The sequence below is a fragment of the Pseudomonas sp. RIT-PI-o genome (assembly GCF_001297215.1).
Taxonomy (GTDB): Bacteria; Pseudomonadota; Gammaproteobacteria; order Pseudomonadales; family Pseudomonadaceae; genus Aquipseudomonas; species Aquipseudomonas moraviensis_A.
The window spans coordinates 122,997-146,234 of record NZ_LHPA01000026.1; the positions used below are offsets into that span (position 1 = coordinate 122,997).

30 protein-coding genes and 1 pseudogene are annotated in these 23,238 nt (G+C 59.4%); 2 read left to right on the forward strand and 29 right to left on the reverse strand.

What is annotated here, in order from left to right; translation table 11 throughout:
- Positions 1-99 precede the first annotated feature (99 nt).
- Positions 100-525 (forward strand): PA3611 family quorum-sensing-regulated virulence factor, encoded by a 426-nt coding sequence (locus tag AEQ63_RS17455; RefSeq protein ID WP_042607039.1) that lies wholly within the window; start codon positions 100-102, stop codon positions 523-525.
- Here the strand turns inward: AEQ63_RS17455 and AEQ63_RS17460 are convergent, their stop codons facing one another.
- On the reverse strand, positions 526-723 hold the full coding sequence (locus tag AEQ63_RS17460) for a hypothetical protein (protein ID WP_039762578.1): 198 nt from the start codon (positions 721-723) through the stop codon (positions 526-528). It lies immediately after the preceding gene.
- Positions 724-1,062: 339 nt separating this feature from the next.
- Between AEQ63_RS17460 and AEQ63_RS17465 the strand changes: the two genes are divergently transcribed.
- Positions 1,063-2,178, forward strand: a complete 1,116-nt coding sequence (locus AEQ63_RS17465; RefSeq protein ID WP_042607038.1) for a TIGR00730 family Rossman fold protein — start codon at positions 1,063-1,065, stop codon at positions 2,176-2,178.
- Between the two features lie 60 nt (positions 2,179-2,238).
- Here AEQ63_RS17465 and recX read toward each other — a convergent pair whose 3' ends face one another.
- The 28 genes and pseudogenes from recX to AEQ63_RS17600 all read right to left on the reverse strand — a co-directional run bounded on the left by recX (position 2,239) and on the right by AEQ63_RS17600 (position 23,220).
- Positions 2,239-2,709, reverse strand: coding sequence for a recombination regulator RecX (gene recX / locus AEQ63_RS17470; protein ID WP_042607037.1), 471 nt, complete (start codon positions 2,707-2,709; stop codon positions 2,239-2,241).
- Positions 2,710-2,717: 8 nt separating this feature from the next.
- Positions 2,718-3,776: a recombinase RecA gene (recA, locus tag AEQ63_RS17475; RefSeq protein WP_024011876.1), complete on the reverse strand. Its 1,059-nt coding sequence runs from the start codon at positions 3,774-3,776 to the stop codon at positions 2,718-2,720.
- An 83-nt stretch (positions 3,777-3,859) separates the two neighbouring features.
- A complete protein-coding gene (locus AEQ63_RS17480; RefSeq protein WP_064364288.1) occupies positions 3,860-4,360 on the reverse strand; it encodes a CinA family protein in 501 nt (166 codons plus the stop codon).
- A gap of 67 nt (positions 4,361-4,427) precedes the next feature.
- Positions 4,428-4,946 carry a lysis system i-spanin subunit Rz gene (locus tag AEQ63_RS17485; RefSeq protein WP_064364226.1) on the reverse strand — a complete coding sequence of 173 codons (519 nt, stop codon included), beginning with the start codon at positions 4,944-4,946 and terminating at the stop codon, positions 4,428-4,430.
- On the reverse strand, positions 4,925-5,491 hold the full coding sequence (locus AEQ63_RS17490) for a glycoside hydrolase family 19 protein (RefSeq protein WP_064364227.1): 567 nt from the start codon (positions 5,489-5,491) through the stop codon (positions 4,925-4,927). The genes AEQ63_RS17485 and AEQ63_RS17490 overlap by 22 nt, the downstream gene beginning before the upstream one ends.
- Before the next feature lie 36 nt (positions 5,492-5,527).
- Positions 5,528-5,743, reverse strand: coding sequence for a hypothetical protein (locus AEQ63_RS17495; protein ID WP_064364228.1), 216 nt, complete (start codon positions 5,741-5,743; stop codon positions 5,528-5,530).
- Between the two features lie 9 nt (positions 5,744-5,752).
- Positions 5,753-6,955 carry a hypothetical protein gene (locus AEQ63_RS17500; RefSeq protein ID WP_064364229.1) on the reverse strand — a complete coding sequence of 401 codons (1,203 nt, stop codon included), beginning with the start codon at positions 6,953-6,955 and terminating at the stop codon, positions 5,753-5,755.
- Between the two features lie 51 nt (positions 6,956-7,006).
- Positions 7,007-7,438, reverse strand: a complete 432-nt coding sequence (locus AEQ63_RS17505; RefSeq protein ID WP_080902454.1) for a phage tail assembly chaperone — start codon at positions 7,436-7,438, stop codon at positions 7,007-7,009.
- A gap of 2 nt (positions 7,439-7,440) precedes the next feature.
- Positions 7,441-8,181, reverse strand: coding sequence for a gp53-like domain-containing protein (locus AEQ63_RS17510; protein ID WP_042607032.1), 741 nt, complete (start codon positions 8,179-8,181; stop codon positions 7,441-7,443).
- 29 nt (positions 8,182-8,210) lie between these two features.
- Positions 8,211-8,762 (reverse strand): tail fiber assembly protein, encoded by a 552-nt coding sequence (locus tag AEQ63_RS17515; RefSeq protein WP_042607031.1) that lies wholly within the window; start codon positions 8,760-8,762, stop codon positions 8,211-8,213.
- Positions 8,763-8,769: 7 nt separating this feature from the next.
- Positions 8,770-9,866 (reverse strand): annotated as a pseudogene (locus AEQ63_RS17520) (phage tail protein).
- Between the two features lie 122 nt (positions 9,867-9,988).
- Positions 9,989-10,492 (reverse strand): hypothetical protein, encoded by a 504-nt coding sequence (locus AEQ63_RS17525; RefSeq protein WP_042607030.1) that lies wholly within the window; start codon positions 10,490-10,492, stop codon positions 9,989-9,991.
- On the reverse strand, positions 10,489-11,640 hold the full coding sequence (locus tag AEQ63_RS17530; RefSeq protein WP_064364230.1) for a hypothetical protein: 1,152 nt from the start codon (positions 11,638-11,640) through the stop codon (positions 10,489-10,491). Before AEQ63_RS17530 ends, AEQ63_RS17525 begins: the two co-directional genes overlap by 4 nt.
- 13 nt (positions 11,641-11,653) lie before the next feature.
- Entirely contained in the window at positions 11,654-12,253 is a 600-nt protein-coding gene (locus AEQ63_RS17535; RefSeq protein WP_042607028.1) for a YmfQ family protein, read from the reverse strand.
- Complete coding sequence (locus AEQ63_RS17540; RefSeq protein ID WP_064364231.1) at positions 12,241-13,287, reverse strand: baseplate J/gp47 family protein; 1,047 nt, start codon at positions 13,285-13,287, stop codon at positions 12,241-12,243. Before AEQ63_RS17540 ends, AEQ63_RS17535 begins: the two co-directional genes overlap by 13 nt.
- Positions 13,277-13,675, reverse strand: a complete 399-nt coding sequence (locus tag AEQ63_RS17545; RefSeq protein ID WP_064364232.1) for a phage GP46 family protein — start codon at positions 13,673-13,675, stop codon at positions 13,277-13,279. The genes AEQ63_RS17540 and AEQ63_RS17545 overlap by 11 nt, the downstream gene beginning before the upstream one ends.
- The gene (locus tag AEQ63_RS17550) at positions 13,675-14,184 is read right to left on the reverse strand and encodes a phage baseplate assembly protein V (protein WP_064364233.1); all 510 of its coding nucleotides are present in this window, start codon (positions 14,182-14,184) and stop codon (positions 13,675-13,677) included. Before AEQ63_RS17550 ends, AEQ63_RS17545 begins: the two co-directional genes overlap by 1 nt.
- A 142-nt stretch (positions 14,185-14,326) precedes the next feature.
- A complete protein-coding gene (locus tag AEQ63_RS17555; protein ID WP_064364234.1) occupies positions 14,327-15,370 on the reverse strand; it encodes a phage baseplate assembly protein in 1,044 nt (347 codons plus the stop codon).
- 4 nt (positions 15,371-15,374) lie between these two features.
- On the reverse strand, positions 15,375-16,610 hold the full coding sequence (locus tag AEQ63_RS17560; RefSeq protein WP_064364235.1) for a DNA circularization protein: 1,236 nt from the start codon (positions 16,608-16,610) through the stop codon (positions 15,375-15,377).
- Entirely contained in the window at positions 16,597-18,495 is a 1,899-nt protein-coding gene (locus AEQ63_RS17565; RefSeq protein WP_064364236.1) for a hypothetical protein, read from the reverse strand. The genes AEQ63_RS17560 and AEQ63_RS17565 overlap by 14 nt, the downstream gene beginning before the upstream one ends.
- A 130-nt stretch (positions 18,496-18,625) precedes the next feature.
- Entirely contained in the window at positions 18,626-18,922 is a 297-nt protein-coding gene (locus AEQ63_RS17570) for a phage tail assembly protein (protein WP_064364237.1), read from the reverse strand.
- Positions 18,919-19,266: a phage tail tube protein gene (locus AEQ63_RS17575; RefSeq protein WP_007908779.1), complete on the reverse strand. Its 348-nt coding sequence runs from the start codon at positions 19,264-19,266 to the stop codon at positions 18,919-18,921. The genes AEQ63_RS17570 and AEQ63_RS17575 overlap by 4 nt, the downstream gene beginning before the upstream one ends.
- Before the next feature lie 66 nt (positions 19,267-19,332).
- Positions 19,333-20,829 (reverse strand): phage tail sheath subtilisin-like domain-containing protein, encoded by a 1,497-nt coding sequence (locus tag AEQ63_RS17580; protein WP_064364238.1) that lies wholly within the window; start codon positions 20,827-20,829, stop codon positions 19,333-19,335.
- A complete protein-coding gene (locus AEQ63_RS17585) occupies positions 20,829-21,011 on the reverse strand; it encodes a DUF2635 domain-containing protein (RefSeq protein ID WP_064364239.1) in 183 nt (60 codons plus the stop codon). The genes AEQ63_RS17580 and AEQ63_RS17585 overlap by 1 nt, the downstream gene beginning before the upstream one ends.
- A complete protein-coding gene (locus AEQ63_RS17590) occupies positions 21,008-21,592 on the reverse strand; it encodes a phage tail terminator protein (RefSeq protein ID WP_064364240.1) in 585 nt (194 codons plus the stop codon). The genes AEQ63_RS17585 and AEQ63_RS17590 overlap by 4 nt, the downstream gene beginning before the upstream one ends.
- A 203-nt stretch (positions 21,593-21,795) precedes the next feature.
- Entirely contained in the window at positions 21,796-22,641 is an 846-nt protein-coding gene (locus AEQ63_RS17595; protein ID WP_065615275.1) for a putidacin L1 family lectin-like bacteriocin, read from the reverse strand.
- A 25-nt stretch (positions 22,642-22,666) separates the two neighbouring features.
- On the reverse strand, positions 22,667-22,837 hold the full coding sequence (locus AEQ63_RS27330) for a Com family DNA-binding transcriptional regulator (protein ID WP_082367881.1): 171 nt from the start codon (positions 22,835-22,837) through the stop codon (positions 22,667-22,669).
- Between the two features lie 38 nt (positions 22,838-22,875).
- Positions 22,876-23,220, reverse strand: coding sequence for a phage holin family protein (locus tag AEQ63_RS17600; protein WP_064364242.1), 345 nt, complete (start codon positions 23,218-23,220; stop codon positions 22,876-22,878).
- Between the last annotated feature and the right edge of the window lie 18 nt (positions 23,221-23,238).

The window sequence follows — 23,238 nt, forward strand, 5'->3', positions numbered from 1 at the left end:
AGCCTGTACCGTCCAGACCGGCTCCCCTATAATTCGCCGCCACTGAACGCACCGCCCCGTGACGGGTCGAACCACCAGTCACCGAATCAGGAGAGTTTCATGCTGCGCCTTATCGTTCCCACCGCTGCCATTCTGCTGGCGTCGTCCTTTACTGCTCAGGCTGCGTCCCTGAGTGAGCAGAATCTGAACCGAGAGCTGCGCAACGTCGCCGCCCAAAGCAGCGTCGGCACGCCACGGGCGATCAATGAAGACATTCTTGATCAAGGCTACACCGTCGAAGGCACGCAGCTGATCAACCATCTGAGCGTGCAGAAGAGCCACGCCGACAAGATGCGCGCCGATCCCAAGGCTGTGTACTTCCAGTTGGGCGCGTCGGTCTGCAATAACCCGTCGTACCGCAAGCTGATGGCCAAGGGCGCGATCATGCGTTACGACTTCACCGAAGTGAAAACCAACAAAGCGATCGGCTCGGCGAGCTATCAGGAATCCGATTGCCCGAAAACTGCGCCCGCCAAGAAAAAGTAATCAGCGTGAAGCGTTAGCGCGCCGCTGTTCATCCTCGGCGCGCAGTTCCGCCACCAGCGCCTGCAGATAACGCGAGCGACGCTCGCCGCCAGCCAATCGTCGGCAGCACTCTTCCTCGAGACTCAATTGATTGGTCTTGGCCGACTCCTGCAACATTCGATACAGCTGCGTATCGATCTCCAGAACCACTCTGGCCATGCATCCCGCCTCCTTGCCACCCACGAATCCATGAATTGCCGGCCTTGCGCAAACGCAAGGTTGTCTTGCGACATCTGTATTTGAGTAAATCAGAGTGATGGCCCTTCGCGACACGTTCAGACGAGCGGCGAGGCTTTGTCGCAATTCAGTAAGCGGTTGCCAGGCAAAACGTTACAGCGCACTGTTCAAGTCGGCACGAATGCGTGGGAGGGTCTAGATTCAGAGTATTCCCGATCATTCGTTAACGGCAGAAATGGAACTGCCGGCCCTGTGTGTTTTTGCAGTGCGGCTCGGACGTTCTCGTCAGAGTCACTCGCTCTGTGCAGAAGGAGACGTTGAATGCCCTATCAACCGAACGACCTCTTGAGCCGTCATTTCCAGGAACGCGGCGACCTCATCAGCCAGGTCGAAGCCCAACTCGACCATGTTTCCCCCAACAGCCCGAACATCCCCATCTACCGCGACATGATCCTGACTGTGCTGCGTATGGCTCAGGAAGACCACAACCGCTGGAACGCCAAGATCACCCTGCAAGCCCTGCGTGAACTGGAGCAGGCGTTTCGCGTGCTTGAGCAATTCAAGGGCCGGCGCAAAGTCACCGTATTCGGCTCGGCACGTACGCCAGTGGAACATCCGCTGTACGCGATGGCCCGCGAACTCGGCGCAGCGCTGACCCGTGCGGACATGATGGTCATCACCGGCGCCGGCGGCGGCATCATGGCCGCCGCCCACGAAGGAGCCGGGCGTGATCACAGCCTGGGTTTCAACATCACCCTGCCCTTCGAACAACATGCCAACCCCACCGTCGATGGCACCGACAATCTGTTGCCCTTCCACTTTTTCTTCACCCGCAAACTGTTCTTCGTCAAAGAGGCCGATGCGCTGGTGCTGTGCCCGGGCGGTTTTGGCACCCTTGATGAAGCGCTGGAAGTGCTGACGCTGATCCAGACCGGCAAAAGCCCATTGGTGCCGGTGGTGTTGCTGGATGTCCCGGGCGGGACGTTCTGGCAAGGCGCGCTGGATTTCATCCGCAACCAACTGGAAGACAACCGCTATATCCTGCCGACGGATATGAAGCTGATGCGGCTGGTCTACAGCGTTGAAGACGCGGTGGAAGAGATCAATCAGTTCTACAGCAACTTCCACTCCACCCGCTGGCTCAAGCGGCAGTTCGTGATACGCATGAACCACAAGCTCCGCGACCAGGCATTGGCGCAAATGCAAGAGGAGTTCGCTGATCTGTGCCTCAGCGACCAGTTTCATCAACACGCCTACAGTGGCGAAGAACATGATGATGCACAGTTCAGCCATCTGGCGCGGCTGGCGTTCGCCTTCAATGGCCGCACCCATGGTCGTCTGAGAGAGTTGGTTGACTTTATCAACCTGCCGGAAAACTGGGCAGACTCAAAACCGCCCACCGCACAACGCTCGCGCGAACCTTCCAACGTGATCTGAAGGCAAAAAAAAACGGCCCGCTATTTTTAAAAATAGCGGGCCGTTTTTTGTTGAATCGGTTTAATCGTCCATCTCTCGACCGCTGAACAATCGGTTGATCATCTCCATCGAGAACCCCCGATACGCCAGAAACCGGCCTTGTTTGGCTCGTTCTTTCGCATCAATCGGTAAATGCCCGGAGAACTTGCGTTGCCACGTGTCCTGAAGCTGCGCCTGCCAATTGATACCGCTTTCGCGCAGGGCGACTTCGATATCGGTACGTTGCAAGCCCCGCTGGCTGAGCTCCTCACGAATTCGCAATGGGCCATAACCGGAACGGGCTCGGTAGGAAACAAAGCTTTCAAGGTATCGCGCTTCTGAAAGCAGTCCCTCTTCCGTCAGACGGTCGAGGGCTGTTTCGATCAGCTCCGCCTCGGCGCCGCGCTGACGCAGCTTGCGCGTCAACTCGACGCGACCATGCTCGCGGCGTGCGAGCAGGTCCATGGCGGTTCGCCGCACCGCGACGAGGGTATCCAGTACGGCGGTGGTCATCGCTGCGATCAGAGGTCAGCGTCGGCCAGGTCGTCTTCGGTCTCTTTGACCGCCGAGGCCTTGGAGTCCGCAATCACTGCTGGCGACAGCAGCTTGTCACGCAGTTGCTTCTCGAGCTTCGCGGCGATTTCCGGGTTGTCCGCCAGGAACTTGGCCGAGTTGGCCTTGCCCTGACCGATCTTGGTGCCTTCGTAGGCGTACCAGGCGCCGGACTTCTCGACGAAACCGTGCAACACACCCAGGTCGATCATCTCACCGTTGAGGTAGATGCCCTTGCCGTAAAGAATCTGGAATTCGGCCTGACGGAACGGCGAAGCCACCTTGTTCTTCACAACCTTGACGCGGGTTTCGCTGCCGACCACTTCGTCGCCTTCCTTCACCGCGCCGGTACGGCGGATGTCGAGACGAACCGAAGCGTAGAACTTCAGCGCGTTACCACCGGTGGTGGTTTCCGGGCTGCCGAACATCACGCCGATCTTCATACGGATCTGGTTGATGAAGATGACCAGGCAGTTGGCGTTCTTGATGTTACCGGTGATCTTACGCAGCGCCTGAGACATCAGACGTGCTTGCAGGCCGACGTGCATGTCGCCCATTTCACCTTCGATTTCAGCCTTCGGTACCAGTGCCGCCACGGAGTCGACGATGATCACGTCAACGGCGTTGGAGCGCACCAGCATGTCGGTGATTTCCAGGGCCTGTTCGCCGGTGTCCGGCTGGGAAACCAGCAGGTCGTCGACATTGACGCCCAGCTTGCCGGCGTACTCTGGATCGAGCGCATGCTCGGCGTCGACGAATGCGCAGGTCGCGCCGGCTTTTTGTGCCTGGGCGATGACCGACAGTGTCAGTGTGGTTTTACCGGAGGATTCAGGACCGTAGATTTCAACGATACGGCCTTTTGGCAGACCGCCGATGCCGAGTGCGATGTCCAGACCCAGAGAGCCAGTAGAGATGGCCGGGATCGCCTGACGGTCCTGATCGCCCATACGCATTACGGCACCCTTGCCGAATTGACGTTCGATCTGACCCAGGGCCGCAGCCAAGGCTTTCTTCTTGTTGTCGTCCATTAAAGTCCTCACGTAATCAATAAGGCCTGACGGCCAACACCTGTATAAGTAGCCAGTATTATTCCACAGCGTTCGAAGATCGCCTACCCCTGATTTTCGATTTCTCGTGCCGCTAGTCGCACAAGCCCCTCTAGCGCGGCCTTCACCGTTTGTCGGCGGACTTCATCACGGCCGCCGGGGAAGTGCTGAACCTCACTGTAAACCGCATCGCCCACACCCCAGGCGAGCCATACAGTGCCCACCGGCTTGTTCGGCGTGCCACCGTCAGGACCGGCGACGCCGCTGACCGCCACGGCAAAATGCGCCAGGCTGTGCTGCTGCGCACCGCGCACCATGGCCTCGACGACTTCGCGACTGACCGCGCCGACCGTTTCGAACAGTTCGTCCGGCACATTCAGCTGACGGGTTTTCTGCCGGTTGGAGTACGTCACGTAACCGGCTTCAAACCAGGCCGAACTGCCCGGTATCCGCGTAATGGCCTCGGCAATCCCGCCACCGGTGCAGGACTCTGCAGTGGTGACGTGAGCATTGAGCACTTGCAGACGTCGGCCCAGTTCAGCGGCCAGTTGGGTGGTCTCTTTCACGGCGAGCTCCGGATCGTGTGGAATGTCTTCACCGTACACGAGCCGGCCATGCTTTCAATACACAGAATCATTCAAGATGTTCGGGCGCCAGTGCTCTGACATAGGCCTGACAGGCCTGCAAGGCAATCAATCCGCGGTCGCCGGTGTCGGTGATGGCGATAATTCGTTGAGCATGCGCCGGGTCAAGTCGGGCGCGTACGGTTGCAGAATCCACGCCGCCGGTGCCGGCGGGGGCTGGCACCGCGCAGCCGTGGGCAACGTCGCCGGCGTCGGGAAGGACTGACAACCGGACATCGGCAGTAGCAAGGCGATCGCGCAGGCGATCCTGATCACGTTGGGCATCGCTCAGCGCTCGATAATGGGTTTGTTCACTGGCCGCGAGTCTTTGCTCCAGCGCCAGGCGTTTATCCTGCTCGGCCTGTTGTGCGCTCGCGGCAGTTTGAGTGAGTTGATTCTGCGTCTCGGCGTTTAACCGCGCCTGCTCGGCCAATTGCTGCCCGTAGCGCCAGTCCTGAAATTGCCACGCCGCAGAGAAAACCCCGGCCGCCAGCAACAACAGGCCAATCACACGCCAGGAGCCGGACATAGCACCGCCCTCGCCCGCGCCCAGATTTCCAGACGATCCTGCAAGCCATTCAACCCGCCGTTGATTCGGCGGGTGATGGTGTTGACCTGGTCCGCGTCGGCCAGCCCGTTCAGGCCCTTCTGCGCCCAGAACCACGCCGCCGATTCGGCCGCCCATTGCGGTTGCTCGAGCAATTCGGGCAACGACAACAGACGTTCATCGCCAAACAAGCCGAGGCTGCATTGTCGGTAGTTGACGCGACCGGTGATTTGAATGAGCCCACGGCCCCGGTACTTTTGCCCGTCGCCATCCGCCTCGGGGGTATTGCCCAGACGCAGCGCCAGGGTGCCGGTGTCGTATTTGCTCAGGTATTGGTTATTGCCCAGTTCGCGCACGTAGCGCAATTGCCCCGACTCGTGACCGACCTGTGCGAGAAAGGCAGCGATGCGCTTGGGCGTATCGATGCGCTGCCTGGCCATGGCGGCGTTGAGTGGCGAAATAAAAACGCCCGCTTGGGAGCGGGCGTTGGGCATGATGTCGATAAGGTGTTTTTCAGTTAACTGCATGATGCTTGATCCTCCCTGGATGTTGTCCCGATTGAATCACGGTTGGCGGCTGATGCTTGCCAGCCATTTATTTGCCAGAGTTTTCAGGGGGCTGTTCAGGGCAGTTTCAAACGAATCGTTTGCCGGCATTACCTTGCCGCCAGATAAAAGCCAGTCTTGATAATCAAGCCAGTCGCGATTGGTTGGATCTTGCGGGATATAAGCTTCATCGCTCAGCCTTAGTACGCCGCATGTAGTCAATTGATAACTCATTGCTTACTCCTAGAGCTCGGCATCCGCAGTCCATTCAATCTGCAGTATCTGTCCCGGAACGCTGTCGACGGGCGTCGTCGTGCCAAAGGCAAAACTGCGCTCGGTCACACTCTGCACGATGGATCCAGTACATGCCTTTATAAGTGAATAATTCCAGATTTCACCGCTGGCCTCGCCGGGGCAATACATCTTGATCGTAGGCTGTACGCGCTTCTGAACCAGCAGGGTTACCGCCATCCCGGACTGGGGGGAATTCGCGGCAGCGGCCTGGGTGAACGTGGCGATACAGGTACTTGGGCCGTTGTTTGCCCGAATGGGCAAGCGGCTTGCAAAAGACTTTTCGAAGTAGCGCTGACATAACATCAGCTCTTCCGCGGCCGGACGGCTTTCGAAGGGGGTAGAAACCGGCCCTTCTTCCAGCTGAATTCTTGCCAGGTCAACCGTTTGAATCACATTCAGCGGAAGATCGAAACTCAGCCTCAGACAATCATTAGCACCGAGCATTTTCCCGGCGATCACAGGTACCTGAAAGGTGGTCGTGTACCTGGACCAAGCCGTGGTCAATTGAAAGACCTCGACCGATTTCATCACCGGCTCCGAGCCACCAGTTCCGAAGTACTGGGTTATGAATACCTTCAGCGGCCGCGCAGCATCGGAGCGCGCCCAAAAGGTCATGGTGGCGGTTTTACCGGCCAGTGTCCTGACCGACTCGATATATTGGGAAATTTTGTGTTCAGTGGAACCAACGCCGGCTGTTGTCTGCTGCCAACGCAAAAAATGAGCGGGCTCGCCTGACACTTCGGATTGGCCTGGCGCGAAATCCTGGCGAGAGATATTCACGGCAGCATTGCCGTTCCAGTCACAACGGAAACGATCAGCCACGTACCCGCCGACATTTGGCGCCTGATTGGTCGTCCCGCGTTGCCAGATATCGAATCCGCCATTGATCAGCAGATTCCGGCGATACACCTGCACCGGAAACTGTTGCAGCGGATCTGGCCTGGACAGTTGCCGGATCGCTTGAGCCAATTGATCAGTCTGCTGCTCATCCGGGCTCAACCCTGCTGCGGTAATTGCGCTGAGTATTTCCTGAGTGACACTGTTGCCCCAGCTCGCTGGAATCAGCGAGCCGGGCGTACCAGCAATGGCGTCCTCATCAACGAACTTGCCGTTGACCAGACCAGAGCCGGGGACGCTTTTTGGGTAATCCACGTGAGTATTCCTTGAAGATTCTTTGTGCGCTGCGCTTTCTCGGCGCGTAACTCAGCTGTTTGCGCGCATCGCTATTTCAAGCCAATCGGGTTCCAGCGGACGCGAGAGACTCTGCGGAAACTCCGGATCATCAGGCCAGTCGCGCAACGCTTGTCGATAAGCCAAAAGTTGTCTGTATTCCTCGGTACGAAGTGTCGTGCCGCCACCCGTTTCCAACTCTTCCATATCGCGAATCACCAACCACTGAGTCAGCTGCAACTGGTGGTCCCGCCACACACGCTCAAGGGAGGCGGCAGTTTGCTCGGCCATCAGGATTCGTTCCGGGCGTCCGTCTTTATCGAGAGAAAGAATTGTTCCCTTGGGTGCATTTGATATCAGCGCGCAATACTCGCCTTCGCTTAATTCATAAGCGTCCGCCGGTATGTTCAGGCCATGCAGTTGCGAATGATAAAAGCCGCTGGTTTGCGGAGAAAAATAATACATATTCAATACCCCACGCCGATGATTCGTGCGGAAATCGAGACATTAGCGTAATCAGGGCAACGCACATTGATGCCCACTTGTCGACTTACCGAGGACACCGCATTCCAAGTGAGAAATGTCGCCGTTGACGTCCCCTCATGGGTTGCAACCGCGAGGAACAATGCATTGGGAAATGCCAACGGCCACAAATTGAGTTCACCGTTGTTATTGTTAGCGGTCTGACTGGCACTTCCGTTGATCCATTGGATGATCAGACCGCCCATCCAGGACGGAAATACCAGGTACCCAGAGGGACCGAGTCTCACCATGAACCCGAGTCGGAGTTTCCTGGGAGTGACCATAACCGAATCACTGGTGCCAGCATTGACCTCCGCTTGAGAAGCGACTCTTGCTGTCCCGGTGATCGTCTCGGTTGCTTGCAAAACTTTCTTGCCAATGGCTTGGAAGACTCGCAACGGAGTCATCAGTTTTGTCGAACTTGAACCCGACTCCGCGTCTTCCTGAGTAGCCAGGCTTTCGCTCTGGTTCCTGGAGATCAGGGTATTGATTGCAACCCTGAGCTGAGTGTTGTCACTTTCATCAGCGGTGGCCCCGGTACTCGTGATGACTTCCATGATTTCTTGCGTAACGCCATTGCCCCAACTTGCCGGAATCAATGACCCGGGGACACCGGTGAGTGGGTTTTCATCCGCAAACTTTCCATTTACCAAACCCGCACCGGGCACACTTTTTGGATAATCCATTGCATATCTCTTTGTGAAAAATTAAGCGGTCAGGCAGGCAAAACCGGCCAATTGATCGCCTCAGGAAAACCGGGCTGCTTGTCGATGCGGTTCAACTCCACGCTGTAGAGCTTCCATTCGAGCAGCTGTAACTGTTCGTCATGGTTGGCATCACCGGCGTCTTCGGCATATTGCAAGGGCGCGATGCGGAGTAAGGCGTTGCCGAGCAGGACATCGCGCTGAGCCAGAACGACACGCTTCAGATCAGCCAGTCGCGCGACTTCGTCGAGCTGCCAGGCATTATCGATCCAAGCGTGAAAGCCGCCTGGCCAAGGCAATTCGGTGAGGCCTTCCGGCAAATCGCCCAGCTTCGTCCAGCTTTCTCTCAACCCCGTATCGGTGTGATAAACATTGCCGCGACGATCAACTTGCTGTTGTAACGAACCATTGTCATAAACCCAGGCATATCCCCGTGGAGCCGGGGCCAGTTCGATGCTCAGGGTCACGGCATTACTTGGTAATTGGGCGCCGATACCCGGTACCAACGGAAATTCGACCGGTCCTGACAACGCGCCACTGTCATCTATCAGATAATTGAACATGTGCACCTCAGATCAGTTTGATTCGGGCGGGGTAGGCAATATTTCGAGGACGGGTTTCGCCAGAAAAGTTACCGATATTGCCGATGAAGGTATCGGAGTCGAATGCAGGATTAGGGTAGGTCGTCGCCACGGTTGAAGACGTCGGAGAAAAATTCACATCAGTGGCAACGTTCCACACAGGATCTGGGATAGCAGGCGCCGGACGGAAAGAAGAGCCGGTTCCGGTAGGAAGAAAATGGTTGTGGGTTTGCAAGGAATGCATTTGCAGGCTGCCGATAGCTCGCCCGCTGTCCACGTTCCTGCTTTCACTTAGCACTCGCAAAAACTCACCGCGAATTTCCGGAATACGAAAATTCGAAGCACCATCGCCAGTGGTCCAGCCTCCCTCTCTCCCAGCGCGTAAAGCCTCGGTGGTTAACGCGCCAGACGCTTGGGCGAAATCCCACAGCCATGGCCACTCGGCACGCTTGAACAGGTCGCCGTTAGGAATACCGTAGCCACCCGGGTTGAGCAGAGTGGTCGTTTCGAAAAATGGCCGACCCAAGGCACTGGTATCAAGTCGCCCCACCGGCCACCAACTGCCAGCACCGTCACTGCGCAAATGCCACCAGTCGCCGCCCCCCATCAGTACGAAAAACGCGTAACCATTCGGCGAGAGATGAGTATGGAAACGGATTCGGTCAGTGCCGACCGCCTGTATCACCATGCGACTGCCGCTGTTGTCCACCCGACGCACAATGACATCGCGTACACCGAGGGCGGCATCGGCTGGAGGTAACAGCAAGGTGACGCTACCGGGGCTGCCATCGATCAACACCAGCCCGAGTTCCTGTTCGGTCAGCGCTTTCGAAGCAGCCAGTCGGGTAATCACCGAACGCATCGGACTGGCGCCGCCGACAATCGCCCGAATCGCCTTGAACAACTGGCCGTTGTCCGCCTCGGAAGCCTCCAGCCCCCGCCGGTAATCACACTCAGGATTTCCTGAGTCACGCTGTTACCCCACACCGCCGGAATCAACGAACCCGGCGTCCCCGCCACCGGATTTTCATCGACGAAACGGCCGTCGACCAGGCCGACGCTGGGGACGCTTTTTGGATAGTCCATGGATTGTTCGTTCCTGTGCAATGACAAATGAGCCAGCCTGCGCACTGGCAGACACAGGTCTGGTTCGGAAAATAAAAAGCCCACATCGAAGTGGGCTTGGGTGAGGCAGGACGAAAGATCGGTTAGCTGGCAAGTTCGCCAATGGCAATCAAGGCTTCATCGGCCGCGCCGCGCGCCAGATCGATCTTGCCCTTGCCCGCCTGTGCGCGGATCTGCGCCTTGGCCTTCAGGCGCAGAGTGCGTAGGGTGAGCAAGTGGTCAGTCAGCTGTTCGGCCTTGGCGAGAATCTGCTCCGCCGCCTGTTTGGCCGTGCGACCTTTGACGACCCACGCGGCAACTGCGAGAGGGACTTCTTTTTTCGGGTAACCGGCGTCCCGAAAAGCCTGAGCGTCTGCGGCTGCCTGTGCGTACTCCATGGCTTTGAGCGGGTCGCCTGCCAGTGCGCTGCGAGCGTTGTCAGCGGCGGCATCGACTTTCGCGCACAGGTGCTCGGCTTCCAAATGTTCCAGCGTCGCCAGTTTTGATGCGTCTGCCAGCCATTGCTGTCCATCCCACTCGTGTGCAAGCGAAGGCTGCGGCGGGCGCAGTTCGTCGCCAAATTGATGAAGCTCCTGAATCACCTTCATCGGATCAACTCCCACAAAAAATGAATATTGACGGCGTTACTGAAATTCACTGCGATACCGGAGGCGTAATCGGCAACAGGGTGAGTTTTGATGCCGATGCCATGCAGCGCTTCGTCCTTCGAAGCATCCATCGAGCCGAGACCATGTTGAGACTGAAATGTCTGCCACAACGAGCGAAGCTGCGTGTGATCGAACCCGGCGGTCAAGGTCGATACGGACACGTCTCCGACCGCATTATTGGAACAGATCACGATTGGATTTTTGGCTGTCCATCCTGATGGGTTGCCACCGATGATCTGCACGCCAGGGCTCGTAAACGTGTAACTGGAGCCCAACCAATTGGCCTCCGAGAACCCTACGCTGGTCAGCAGGCTGGCTGAAGGCGTCGCATTGCTGAAAATCAACCGGGCCGAACGCGCATGCGGGTCCAGTGGCAGATAAATCACACCGGTCCCACTAACGGTCTGGCTCCAGGTGAGCCGGGCCCGGTTATAGATTGCGAGTACCAGAGGGACAGTTCCCACCGCTCCGGTGAGAATCCAGGCAACGCACATGTCCAGGCTGGTCGAGCAAAATCCGCCACCGCCCACGCCATCCGCCATGCCTTTCAGGGACGCCGGGGCTGCGTCAGTCGGCGCGCCGCGCTGTACATAAAAAATCAGTGCGTCGCCGACTACTTGAGCACGCAGAAAATAACCCGTATTAGGCAACAATTCGGCGCTGGTCCAGTTCGACGTGGTAAACGTGCGCGACCTGCCCAACTGGCCAGGCACGACCTCTTGAGCGATGCTCACCGGTATACCCGGCGGCACCGAAACCTTGCCTCCGCTGGTCGCCGACGCATTGGCAGTGACGGCCAGTCGGCCCTCTGCATTCGCGACGGTCGGCAATGGCAAGGAACCGATCGGCAACGCCGAATCCAGATTCCAGCCCTTGGCCGAAACGCTGCGAATCGCCTGCAACAACTGATCGTATTTCTTCTCGTCCGGCGTCAGGTCTGCCGCCTTGATCACATTGATAATTTCCTGGGTAACCCCGTTGCCCCAGTCCGCTGGAATCAACGACCCCGGCGTCCCTGTTATGGGGTTCTCGTCGACAAACCTGCCATTCACCAGCCCGGCACTGGGCACACTGATCGGATAGTCCATCTGCTATTTCTCCCTAGTCATAATTGATATGCACCTTGGTATGCGCCGGCGCGCTGCGGTGGATCAGGCATTCCAGCGCCGAGCCGGGGTTGACGCCGAAGCGCTCCCCCCAATAGCTAGCGCCATAACGCCGACCGAGCAGCAGGCGGCCGCCGGTGTTGAGCGTCCACATGAACTGCGCTTCCCAGGTGCCCCAATGCGCCGAGCCGAAACGTGCACGGCCCATGCGTGGTGCTTCGTGTTCGGTGATGCTGGCGTTGGGGTAGCCTTGGCTTTTGGCGATGTCGAGGTAGTAGCCGACAGCCTGGCTGCCGACTGCGAGCAGGCGGCGGCGTACGGCGAGGCGGCGGTCGTCGAATAGCGGCGTGGTGCCCAGGCACGGGTCGGGCAACTGCATGACGCGTTCCCAGTCGGGCACCAGTTCGCTGACGCCGGCCGGGTCCATTTCGTTAAGCAGATCGGCGGCGCGGGCGTCGAGGCGGGCCAGTTCGACGGCCACGCCTTGCAACACTTCTTCGAGTTCCGGCACCCGTTCCGGATCCCATGCCGGGCCGCTGGGCAGCAAGGCGCGCAGTTGCGCCTGATATTGCGCGGCGGTTCTTATGCCCCCCATACGCAGCCTCCGAAGGTGAGCAGTTCGCTCTGCCCGGCCGGCACGTCGGCTGCCGGTGCGCTGAGGCTGTGGTCGTACTCGCCGCCAGCGCTGCTGATCGCTTCGCGGATATGGCTGATCAGCAGCGGCACACCCAGATCGGCCTCGCGGTTATGCAGGTCACGCAGTTGCGCTTCGACGGCGGCGCGTACCGCGGTGGTGTCCGGCTCGACGCGCTTGAAGCGATACACCACCGGCACTTGCACCGGTCGCTGCACATGTACTTCGGCGGTTACCGGGCGCAGCGGTTCGAGGTAATCCTGAACCTCTGCCAGTTGCTCATCGTTGGGCACCGGTTGCGGGTCGTCGTCGCGCATGATGAACACGGTCACCGTGCCCGGTCCGAGCAAACCACCACGACACCACGCCCGCGTCACACCCGGTACTTCCAGTGCCCAGGTTTCGTAGTCGCTGGCCGCGCCACCGTGGGGAATTACCCGATAGGATCGAATGACCCGCGAGCGCAGCGATTCCAGGCTTTCGCGGGCCACGCCGCCGCTGAGGCCCGGCGCCAGCACCACGAAGCTGTTGCCGACGATGCCGGCAATCGGCTGCACCGGGGTCAGCGTCAGACCCGCATCAGCGTTGCCCAGACTGCCGGCCTCCAGCGCCGCAATCGTGGTGCTGTTGCTGCCATTGACCGTGGTGCGCGCGGCGGTGACTTTGTAGGTGCGGCCATCGTTCGCTTGCAGCAGCGTGTCGACATCCAGCACAGCGCCGGGTGTGGCGGTAAAACTGACGCTGCCGGTAGCCGCTTGCGCGGCTTTGCGCGGCTGGTTCAGGCGCAGTGCAGCGATACGCTCAAGGGTCGACTCGTCGGCCTTGTCGGGCAGGATCTGTTCGGCAATCCAGTCGAGATAACCGTACAGGCCATAAGCGGCGCCGCCGAGGGTACGGGCCAGCACTTGCGCATCGGACTGGCGCAGCGAATCGCCGGCCAGGTCGCTTTGGGTGCGCTTGATCAGCACCGGCAGCGAAGGGGTTTCAAACGGCATAGATCACCTGCCAACTGTTATCGGGGTTGATGTCCAGACGTTCGCCGTCGGCCAGCGTCAGGACCGTGCGCAGGTTCAGGCGCTGGGCATCGAGGCGTTCGCTGATGATGTCGATGGCGCTGCAGTGGCCGTCGTCGAGCAGCCACTGCGGGGCTTCGCGGGCATAGAACTCGGCGTCCATTTGCGTCTGCCGGGTCAGCTTGACCCGGCGTAACAGCCACAGCCGCGAGCCGATGCGATCGTCTGCAACCGTAGGAAAACTGTCGCCCCACCAGCCGAAGCGTTCATCGTCATCAAGGGCGTCGTCATCGGCGGCGCGACGCCAGGTGAACAGGCTGATGAGCACGGCGCGGGTCAGTGCGGCGTGGAGGGTCTGGCTGATAAGCATCATTGGCCTCCTGCCGGTGCGCCGGTCTGTCCATTACCAGCCTGCACGCCAACATGGACGTGCTTGATCTGGCTGATGCCGCCGGCCAGTTGATCACCCGTGGAAACAATCTTGCCGGTCTGATTGATCACCGGCGTATCGAAATTCACCGCGCTGCTGGCGCGGATGTTTAGCGTGGCGGTTTCGATATCGATGATCCGCCCGCGCTTGAAATGAATCCTGTCGCCCTCGTCGGTGTAGATCGCCACTTCGCCGGCGGCGAGTGCTTGCAAGCGATAGCGGCGGTCGGCAATGACCAGGGCGATGGCGTGGGGACGGGCACCGCCGATGAAGGGGGCGATCCCTTCGGCCCCAGCCAGCGGATGGCTGGTAAAACCGGAGGGCTCGAAGTGTTCGAGGTCGTCGTTGACTTCACCGGCGGTGAGGCGCATTTGCAGCGATTGCAGTTTCGAAGCCGAATTGGCGAGCACGACAGTGCCGCGCGCCAGCAGGCGTGTCAGTAGGCTCATGGTTTTTTCTCAAAAAGGTGGGCACAACGCAATCAACTGTAGGAGTGAGCCTGCTCGCGATGGCGGCATGACAGTCGACACTTCTGTGTCTGTTGAACCGCTATCGCGAGCAGGCTCACTCCTACAGGGGGCGGTGCAAGGCTCAGGTTTGCTTCGGGGGATTCGGATCAGGATCGAAGGTATGCGGCGGTGCCACTTGCAACGTGGTCACCGAGCCCTGCGCCGACAACGAATAGGTGACCTTGGAGATCAGCATGTCACCATCGAAATCGAGCACCGGGTCCTTGACCTTCACCAGCGTGTTGTGGCGCCACAAATCGCCGTTGCTCTGCCGCCAGCCCTGGACCTGATAGGTGGTGGTCTGCGCACGGCCCATGCGGGTGGCGCTTTCCCATTGGGCACGCTGCTGCGCCAACTCAAAGGTCAGTTGCGTGCCTTCATTGATCACCGTGGTGCGCCGACGTTTGAAACTCAGGTCCGCCGCCGTCGATTCGACTTCGCTGACCGCCGCGCCGCTTTTCGCATCCGAGCCTTTTTGCTGGCCGATCACCCGGTACTCGGAAAACACCTGGCTGAAATCCATCGGCGCATTGGCCGAGAGGATGTTCTTGCCCAACTCCAGCGCATCGCTGGCGCGTCCGCCGCTGCCGGGTTTGGCCAACACCAACTGGCCCAGTTCGTTGTCGGTGGAAAACACCCGCAGCAGCGAGAGCAGCCGGTCGATCGACTGAAACACCGTTTCACCCGGCACGATGGTGTGTTTGGTCAGGCGAGTGGTTTCGCTGATTTCATTGACGACCCACAGCCCATATTCGCTCGCCAGATCGCGGACGATGCTCAGCAACGGTTGTTGCTGCCATTGGCTGGGCAGGTTGCGGGCGGCGCAATCGACCAGATCCTGGGTTTTCGAACTGCCTTCAATGGTCAGGCTGATCTGCCGTCCGTCATAGCGGATCGGCGCCTTGAACACGTAGCCGGTGAGCACCAGGTCCTTGCCGATTTTTACTTCGCAGGGGTCGCCCGGTTTGATTCTTTGATCCACGGTCTGCCCCGGCCATTGCCAGGTGATGTCGAGCTTGAAGGTGCGGAACTGACGCTCAAGATCAGCAGTGATTTCGACGCTTTTCCAGCCGCCGTATTCCATGTCGTTGACCGTCAGCGTGACGTGATTGTCCATCTCGTTCATGGCGTCACTCCCGCGAGACTTTCACGTCATTGGGCGAGAAACCGGGATGGGTGATCCCGTTGCGCTGAGTCACTTCGTCGACTCGCGTGGCGTCGCCGAACTGCTTGTAGGCCACGACCACTGCCGGAAAGCTTTCCTGAAACGACTTGCTGACTTGCCGCACGCCGGAGGACGCCACCGCTTTGAGATGAGCCACCAGCGCCTCCTTTACATCATTGATGGCCTGGAAGTGCGCAGGCCCGGCTTTCGCCAGCATCGGATCAATGGCGGCAGTCACCGCCGTGCGCAGGGCTTGCATATCATCGCTGACAGGCACTTCCTGACGGCTGACCGGTGATGTCGACTGTTGAGCCACCGACGGTGCCGACGCCAGTTTTACCGGCGTGGTCGCCACTGGCATCGAGGCCACCCACTGCGCGACTTTGACCAGCATCGTGTCTTGCACCAGATCGGCCATCGCTTGCGCTGCGGCATTGGTGTCCTTGCCGGTGGTGATCTTCGGCGCATCGGCCTTGCGAATCGCTTCGAGTTGCTGCGACACGTCGGCAATCACGCCACGGTAGCCTTCCTTGGCAAACGCTTTCAGCTCCTTGATATCGCCGAGCAAACCCTTGAATTCTGCCGCCACTTCCCTGGGCAGCTCCTTCACGGCTTTGACCAGTTCGGTGATCTGCCGATATTGCTCGATCAACGGTTTCAGTTGCTCCTTGATCACCTCGTAGACGCCGGTAAGGCTGTTGCGCAGGTTGGTGATGCCGATCCGCGCAGCCTTGATCAGCGCCATCGCCTGTTCGAAACGCGCCACCGCCGAACCCAGCAGACCGTCGGCTTTGGCCAGCAGCACTTTCTGTGTGCTGACCGTGGCCGTCGGAAACGGCAGCGGCTGATCGGGATAAAACTTCAAGGCGAACGTCACCAGCCCACCATCCTGGCGAGTGTGGGTCATGTCGCATTCGCCGACCTTGACTTGCAGGCGTCCGAGCCACGGATGCACCAGCTCGCCACGACCCTGCTCCAGCGCCTTGAGCAGCTTGTCGCGCTGCTCCAGGCAATCGGGGCCGATGATGAACGCGGTCAGATCGTGGGTCTTGGCCTGCTGGCCGAGGTCCTCGAAAAAAGGCAAGTCGCGCTGCGGGTATTCGTGCAACTGCCCTTTGCGACCGACCGGGGTTTTCGCCTGGTCGATCCAGAAACCGACACCCCGAAAGGATGCCGGCAACAAACGGTCACGCCAGTTCATTGGAACCTCCTGTCGACAGCGAGCGATAGCCGATGCGTGAAGACACGGCCAGGCCAGGTTGATTGGTTTGCGGTTGTTCGGTGCGCAGGCCCGCCGGCGCATTTTCGAAGCGCACGGTCAGACCGCCTTCGAGTTGCGTACGGTTATTGGCGGCGCTTTGCTGGATCAGCGCGCTGGAGGTTTGCGGCAACGAACCGCTTTGCAGTGCACCGTTGCCAGCAGGCGCCGGACTGGCAGCGAAGAACGCCGGTGCCAGTTCGCCTTTGCCTTCGGCATTGGTCTCGCGTTGCGCTTGGGTCAGCGTTTCGACCTTGCCGGTGACCTTGGCGATCAGTCCGGCGAAGCCACCCTCGAACAACTCCTTGATAGGCGCAATGACGGTTTGCAGCTTTTGCCACAACTCGCCGAACCACTCAGTGATCGGCCCCCAACTCTCGATGATCTGATCCAGAGGTTTCCATTCGAACAGACTGTGCAGAAAATCCACGACCGGCGCGGAAAGCGCCAACACGACGCCCCAGATCGCCGAAAAGACCTCACCGATCGGCTGCCAATACTGAGCAATCTGCTCCAGCGGCGACCACTCGAACAGGCTGGTGAAAAAGCCTCTGACCCGCTGCACAGACGTTTGCAGCGCCATCCAGATCGGTTCGAAGAACCCGACAATCCCACCCCAGGCGCTGGTGAGCATTTGCATCGGGAAAAAATCGAACAGTGCCCGCAAAGTATCCCGGGTGCTTTGCACAGCCGATTGCAGCGTCGTCAATATCGCCTGGAAATACGCAACAACGCCTCCCCAGGCGCTGGTGATCATCTGCATTGGCGAGAAGTCGAACAGCGACACGAGGAATTCTTTAGCCGGTAGCGCGACTTCTCGCAGGCCGCTGAACATCGGTTCGAAGAACGCGACAACACCACCCCACGCATCGGTAAGCATCTGCATCGGCGAGAAATCGAACAGGTTTCTGAGAAATGCCATCACCGGCACACTCAAGGCCTTGAGCAATTCCCAGATCGCCGAGAACAGGCCGGTCAGCGGCCCCCAGTTTTCAATGATCACCCCGGCAGGCGACCACGAGAAAACCGACTTGAAGAAGTCGATCACTGGCGCCGTCACGGCCATCACCTTGTCCCAGACTCCGGAGAAAAATCCCGTGACTGGTTCCCACAACGCCGCCAGTGCCGCCAGCGGTCGCCAGTCAAGTACCGAGCGCAACGTCGCCATCGCACTCGCCCCGGCGTTTTTCACGCCCTCCCACATCCCGGTGAAGAACGCGCTGATCGGCGTCCAGTTGGCCACGATCAAACCGGCCGCCACGGCAATGCCCAGGGCGATCAGCATGATCGGGTTGGTCTTGAGCACCATGCTCATGACGTCCATCACCTGCGTCATACCGGTGACCGCGGTTTGCATGGCGGAGAAGGCAATCGCCCCCGCCGCCAGGCCTTCGACCAGTTTCGGGTTGTCGGCGAGCAGGCTGCCACCCTGCGTCAGCATCGGCGCAAGCCCGACCCCCAAGGCCCCCACCGCCGGCACCAGCGCGGCGTCCACCGCCGCCGAAACCTTTTGCATCGACGCGCTGAACACGTTCATGTTCTGTGTCGCTGCTGTCGGCGCGGCGGGCAGGTCGACGGTTTTCGCCGTGTCGCTGACTTCGCTCAATTTGCCCTGGAACGCTGCGGCCGATTTGATGCCGTCTAGAAACGGCGTGATCACGCTGCCGCCGTTGAACAGACCACTGATGTCCAGTTTGCCGAGGCCGGTCTGCTCGAGATTGTTTTTAAAACTCTCAACCTTCATGCGCAGGGCGCCCAGTTTGGGCGAGAGTTCATCGATGCCGGTGATCAGCACCGGTTTCGGGGTTTTCTTCTCTTCGTCTGCCATCACTGCACCTGCTGCATCGCATTGATCCGTTGCGCGTGCTCCAGCGATTCGCGGAGCACATCCAGTGGCCTGGCCATCATCTGTTCGGGGTCAACCTTCCAGAACCAGGCCAGGTCATAGGCGACAGCGATCAGGTCGGTGATGGCGCCGACGCCGCACTCATGAAAAAACTCGCGACGGCCCAGCTCAGCGCGTTGAGGTCGGCCAGATCCAGCTGGTTGACCGACGACGGCGGGATGCCGGCGCACACGGCGATGTATTTGGCCGCCACGTCCATGTCGAGGCTGACTTCTTCGCTCTTGTCGATCTTGTACGGCAGCGCCTTGATCGTTCGCACTTCCTGCACCGTCGGACGGCGCAGGACGAGTTCGGTCAGGGGCTCGCCGTGGGCTTCGATCGCCACCTGAAGCTTCACTGCGCCGCTCATTGCCAGGTCCCCTTGATGCCCTCGAATTTCAGTTCGATGGTGGCGTCGTCGCCTTTGGAGACCGGTTCCTCGACCAGGTAAGCGCCGGCCAGTACGTAGACTTTGCCGTTGCTGAATTCGCAGGTGACGGTGATATCGGTGCCTTCGATCAGCTTCTTCAGCGGGAAGTCGGCGGTGTGCAGCGCGGTCACTTTGAACGACGGCGCGATATCGGTTTCCTTGTAGAAACCGGGCACGACGGTTTCACGTTTGACGGCCATCAGCGGGGCTTCGCAGCCGCCATTGATGGTCAATTGTGCGCCGTCGACCTTGACGTAGCAGGTGCCTGCAATCAGTTGACCCATGGTGTTTCTCCCTTCAAATAAAAAGCCCACGCGAGGTGGGCTGAATGCTGACGTCGACTGCGCAAATCAGGCCGCGTCGTCGTACTGCAGACGGAACTGGTTGAGCAGTGCGAACACGCGCAGGCCGTTGATGTAATCCGGCGGGAAGAGCACGTTCACGCGGCTCGGGTCCTGCACGTCGCGTTCGACGATCAGGTGCTCGGCGAACAGCTCGGCGTTTTCCACGTGGCCTTCCAGTTCAAGCTTGGCGTACTGCGCGATCAGCTCACCGCGAATGGTCGCTGGCGTGACGATCGGCTGGCCAGCGCCGAAGCGGGTGCCGTCGGAGGCCAGTTTGTGCCGACCGTACTTGCTGGTGATCACGCTTTGCAGACGGCGCACGATGAACGCCGACTGGTGCATGGTTTCGCTGTCTAGATAGGAGTTGTCGGCCTGACCGTAGGCGTTTTTCTGGTAGGTGGTGATCGAGCGCTGGATGCGCACATAACCGCCTTCGTAGTAAGCAGTGGCGATGCCGTAGTTGAGCAACGACTGACGCTCGGTCAGGGTGAAACGCTCGCTTGCCGGCGCCGGGTCAACGCCCGGCAGACTGCCGCTTTGCGTCGGACGGCTGGCGTCGGCGGAGATGAACACTGCGGTGCGCGCAGCCAGTGCCGCCGCTTGTACCCAGAAGGGTTGCGGTACGCCCGGTTCCAGCGCCTGAATGGTCATGTGCTGATCGTTGCGCGCCTGGCCTGCAGCGACCAGCGTGCCGACGGTGCCGCGTTTGGCACTGTAGACGTGACCGAACAATTGCTTGGCCCACGACCAGCGCCCGGTGCTGTCATCCATGACCGCTTGCCAGGTATTCAACGTAGCCAGATCGGACCATGGCAGTGCGATGAACTCGAACGGCTCATCGCCCAGTGCCGCGACGGCGGCGATCTGATCCGGCACACCGGCGCCGCCGGTCATGGCGGTGATTGCGCTGGTCAAGCCAGCCGGGGTTTCTTCGCCGTTGCTTTTGCCCAGGCGATTGAATTGCAGGCTGATGTCGTTGCCGCTGTCGCCCGTCCATTTGGCAGTCAGGGTGACGACACCTTCGGCAGCGGCAGCGCTCACCGGCAAGTCGGCAGTGGCGTTGATTTTCTGCGCCAGCGCAGTGGCCGCTTGAGCAGCAGTGGCGCCATTGACCACGGTGGCCTGCACACGCACGCCGCCGACATAAAGGTTGAGCATGCCAGCCTGGGTCGCAGCTCCGGTCAGGGTCAGTACACCTTTGGCGATGGCGCCTTCGGTGTTGTGCAGCGGCAGGCACCAGATCTCGCCGATCGGGTCAGCCTTGCGGAAGGTCTCGTACATCGAAGCGAGCATCGAGCCCTGGCCGCCGATGCTTTTCGCCAGTGCCACGCTGGAGACCAGCACCAGTTTGCCGACTTCGGTCGGGGCAATGTTGTCGTTGACCTGCGCGACGATCAAACGGCGCATGGCCGACGTCGCGCTGTTGGCGGCCGAGTTGTCCATTTCGGCATAGAACAGCGGCACACGAATGTCCGCCGGGATGTTGCTGAATCCGATCGCCATTATTTGGCTCCCTGTGGTTTAGCCGCTTTTGCGGTTTTGAGTGTGATGTCGCCGTCCGCCAGACGACGGCGCCACCAGGCGCTGTCCGACACTTCACGGCCTGTAGTCGGCAGCAGATCGCCCGCCTCCGGGTCAGGTACGACTCGGCCGGTGGCCGGCACAACAGTTATGCGGTTGCTCATGGGATTACGTCTCCAGAGAAAGTCATTTCCACCCGGCCATCCGGGCCCGGGCGTTGCAGGTTGGGGTCGGCCGGATCGATCGCGTCGACCCGCACCGTCATCCCGGTAAAGGACGACAAAGCGTCCAGTTCGCGCTCGTGCCAACTCTCCGCAGGCTGACCGGGCAGATTGCGACCGAGCTGGAACTCGGCATAAAAACGCAGGCGATAGAACACGCGGCTGGTGTTGATCGAGACCATCTCGCCGCCGTCGTAAACGATGGCGCTGTAAGTGGAATCAGGTTTGAAACCGACCAGTGCGCGCCACAGTTCGGCACGCAGGTCGTGCAACCCATCCAGCGCTTTTGTCGCGTCGGTAGCGTCAAGCACCAGGACGATTTCGAAGCGGTCGCGGATTGGTTGGGTGATGAGGTTTTGGGTGGTGCCAACACTGGCCAGATCGGCCAGCGGCAGAACGTGGGCCGAGGGTGTCGGGAGATCGGGGTTGCCCTGCAGCAACGCCAGATCGACACCCACCGAAATACGGTTGGCAAGGCTGGGGCATTGCCCACGCAGTTGCGTGAGGATCGGGGTGATCTTCATGGGGTGTTCCAGAGTTGGAGGGAATTGATGAAACCACCGCTCCCACATTGGGTTTTGTGCGGGCTCCAGGCGTTTGGGGCGCGGCGTGGCGAGTCGGTCAGGCAGCGATCGCTGTTTTCAAAAATAAATACCGCTTGGCAAATGGGTAACCAAATATCAAAAAAAGCAGCCCCGACGTTACTCGGGGCTGGCATCAGAAATACTTAAAACGTCCAGATTGGACGCTCGATAAATGGCGTCCATGGCCCGTTATCCCACTGGTAAACCCGTTTCGGCAAAATGGTGGGGGTAAAACCGAATCGGGCCCACACCGGTTTCTCGCTGACAATCGAAAAACTGCCGTTAGCCTGTACCTTGGCCATGGCACCCGGCTTGCCAGCAGTGCCGGTAAACCACAGTGGCGTATTGTTCGCGTCATAAATAACGAAGTTGCCGTCCTCCTGCATAACTGCACGGGTTGCACCTTTATTCTGAGTCCAGCTCGCCCACAGGACACCGAGCGGGCCATTCGAAACCACCAGGTTGCCGTCGGACTGGAAGACTAGAGTGGTTCCCCCCACGACATACCGTCGGTCGACTTCGAGCGTGGTACCGGCTGGAATATAGACAGATTCCACCACCGGACTGATCGGGATGGCAGAGTTACTCGCCCACACGGGCACCGAGTCAACTACGACGAGGTTGCCGTCATTTTGCAACTGCAGATAGGTGCGAATATAAGCGCCCCAAATGTCTTCATTCAGTGGCGTACTGTTGGCAGTGCCCCACATACGTCCGTGAGTCGGGTCGTTCATAAACGCGTAATACATCAGATAAAAATAAATCTTGGATTTATCAATCTGCTTACCCGAGGAGGTATACGGTTGACCGGCGGTAGCGACCCAGACCGGAGTGGCACCATCGTAAATCACCAGGTTGCCATCGGCCTGGACATCCAATTTGAAGCGCTTGTCCGGCGATTGCAGATATTGTCCGGCGGACATCTCATGTAGCGGCAGCAAAACCGAACTGCCATTTTCAGTAAACGGATAACGAGGTAGCGTTGCCATAGAGCTTCACCTATTGCTTGATAAGTTATTGTTTGCAGTCTAAAGCTGTCAGTTCGCTCACAGGCGGGGGGCCAAGACGTTCAGCCTTGGCATAGTTCAATGTCCTGCATCTAGGACATTTGATTTGAATTTGGAATACTGTGTTTACTCGGGCGAGCAAACGGTTGCATTGGCCGCAACGAAAATCGCTCAACATAAAATGACCTCCCTTTCAGATGTGTCGTAATTTGCGTATTACTCCTTGTTGGTATTGCCTGACGGCACTTCGCACACGCCAATGCGCTTGGCCGCCCAGCGTTCGTAAAGACCGATGGCGACATCGGCGCCGGCCATGGCCGTCAGGCAGCCAAACGCGCCAGCGGCCCAGATCGACAAGCCTGCGGCGTACAGCAGCATGATCGCCGATACGCCGCAGATCATGCAGGCGCCGGAGCGCAGGGCCAGACGCCGTACCAGCGACCAGCCGCGTGCGCCCTCTTTGTCGGCGCGCCACATTTCGCCGGACACCCCACCGATCACGGCGAGCAGAATGACCAGCCAGATCGGCATGTCCGCCAACGCTTGTTGCTCGTTTGTCATGTCACGCCTCCGTGGGCA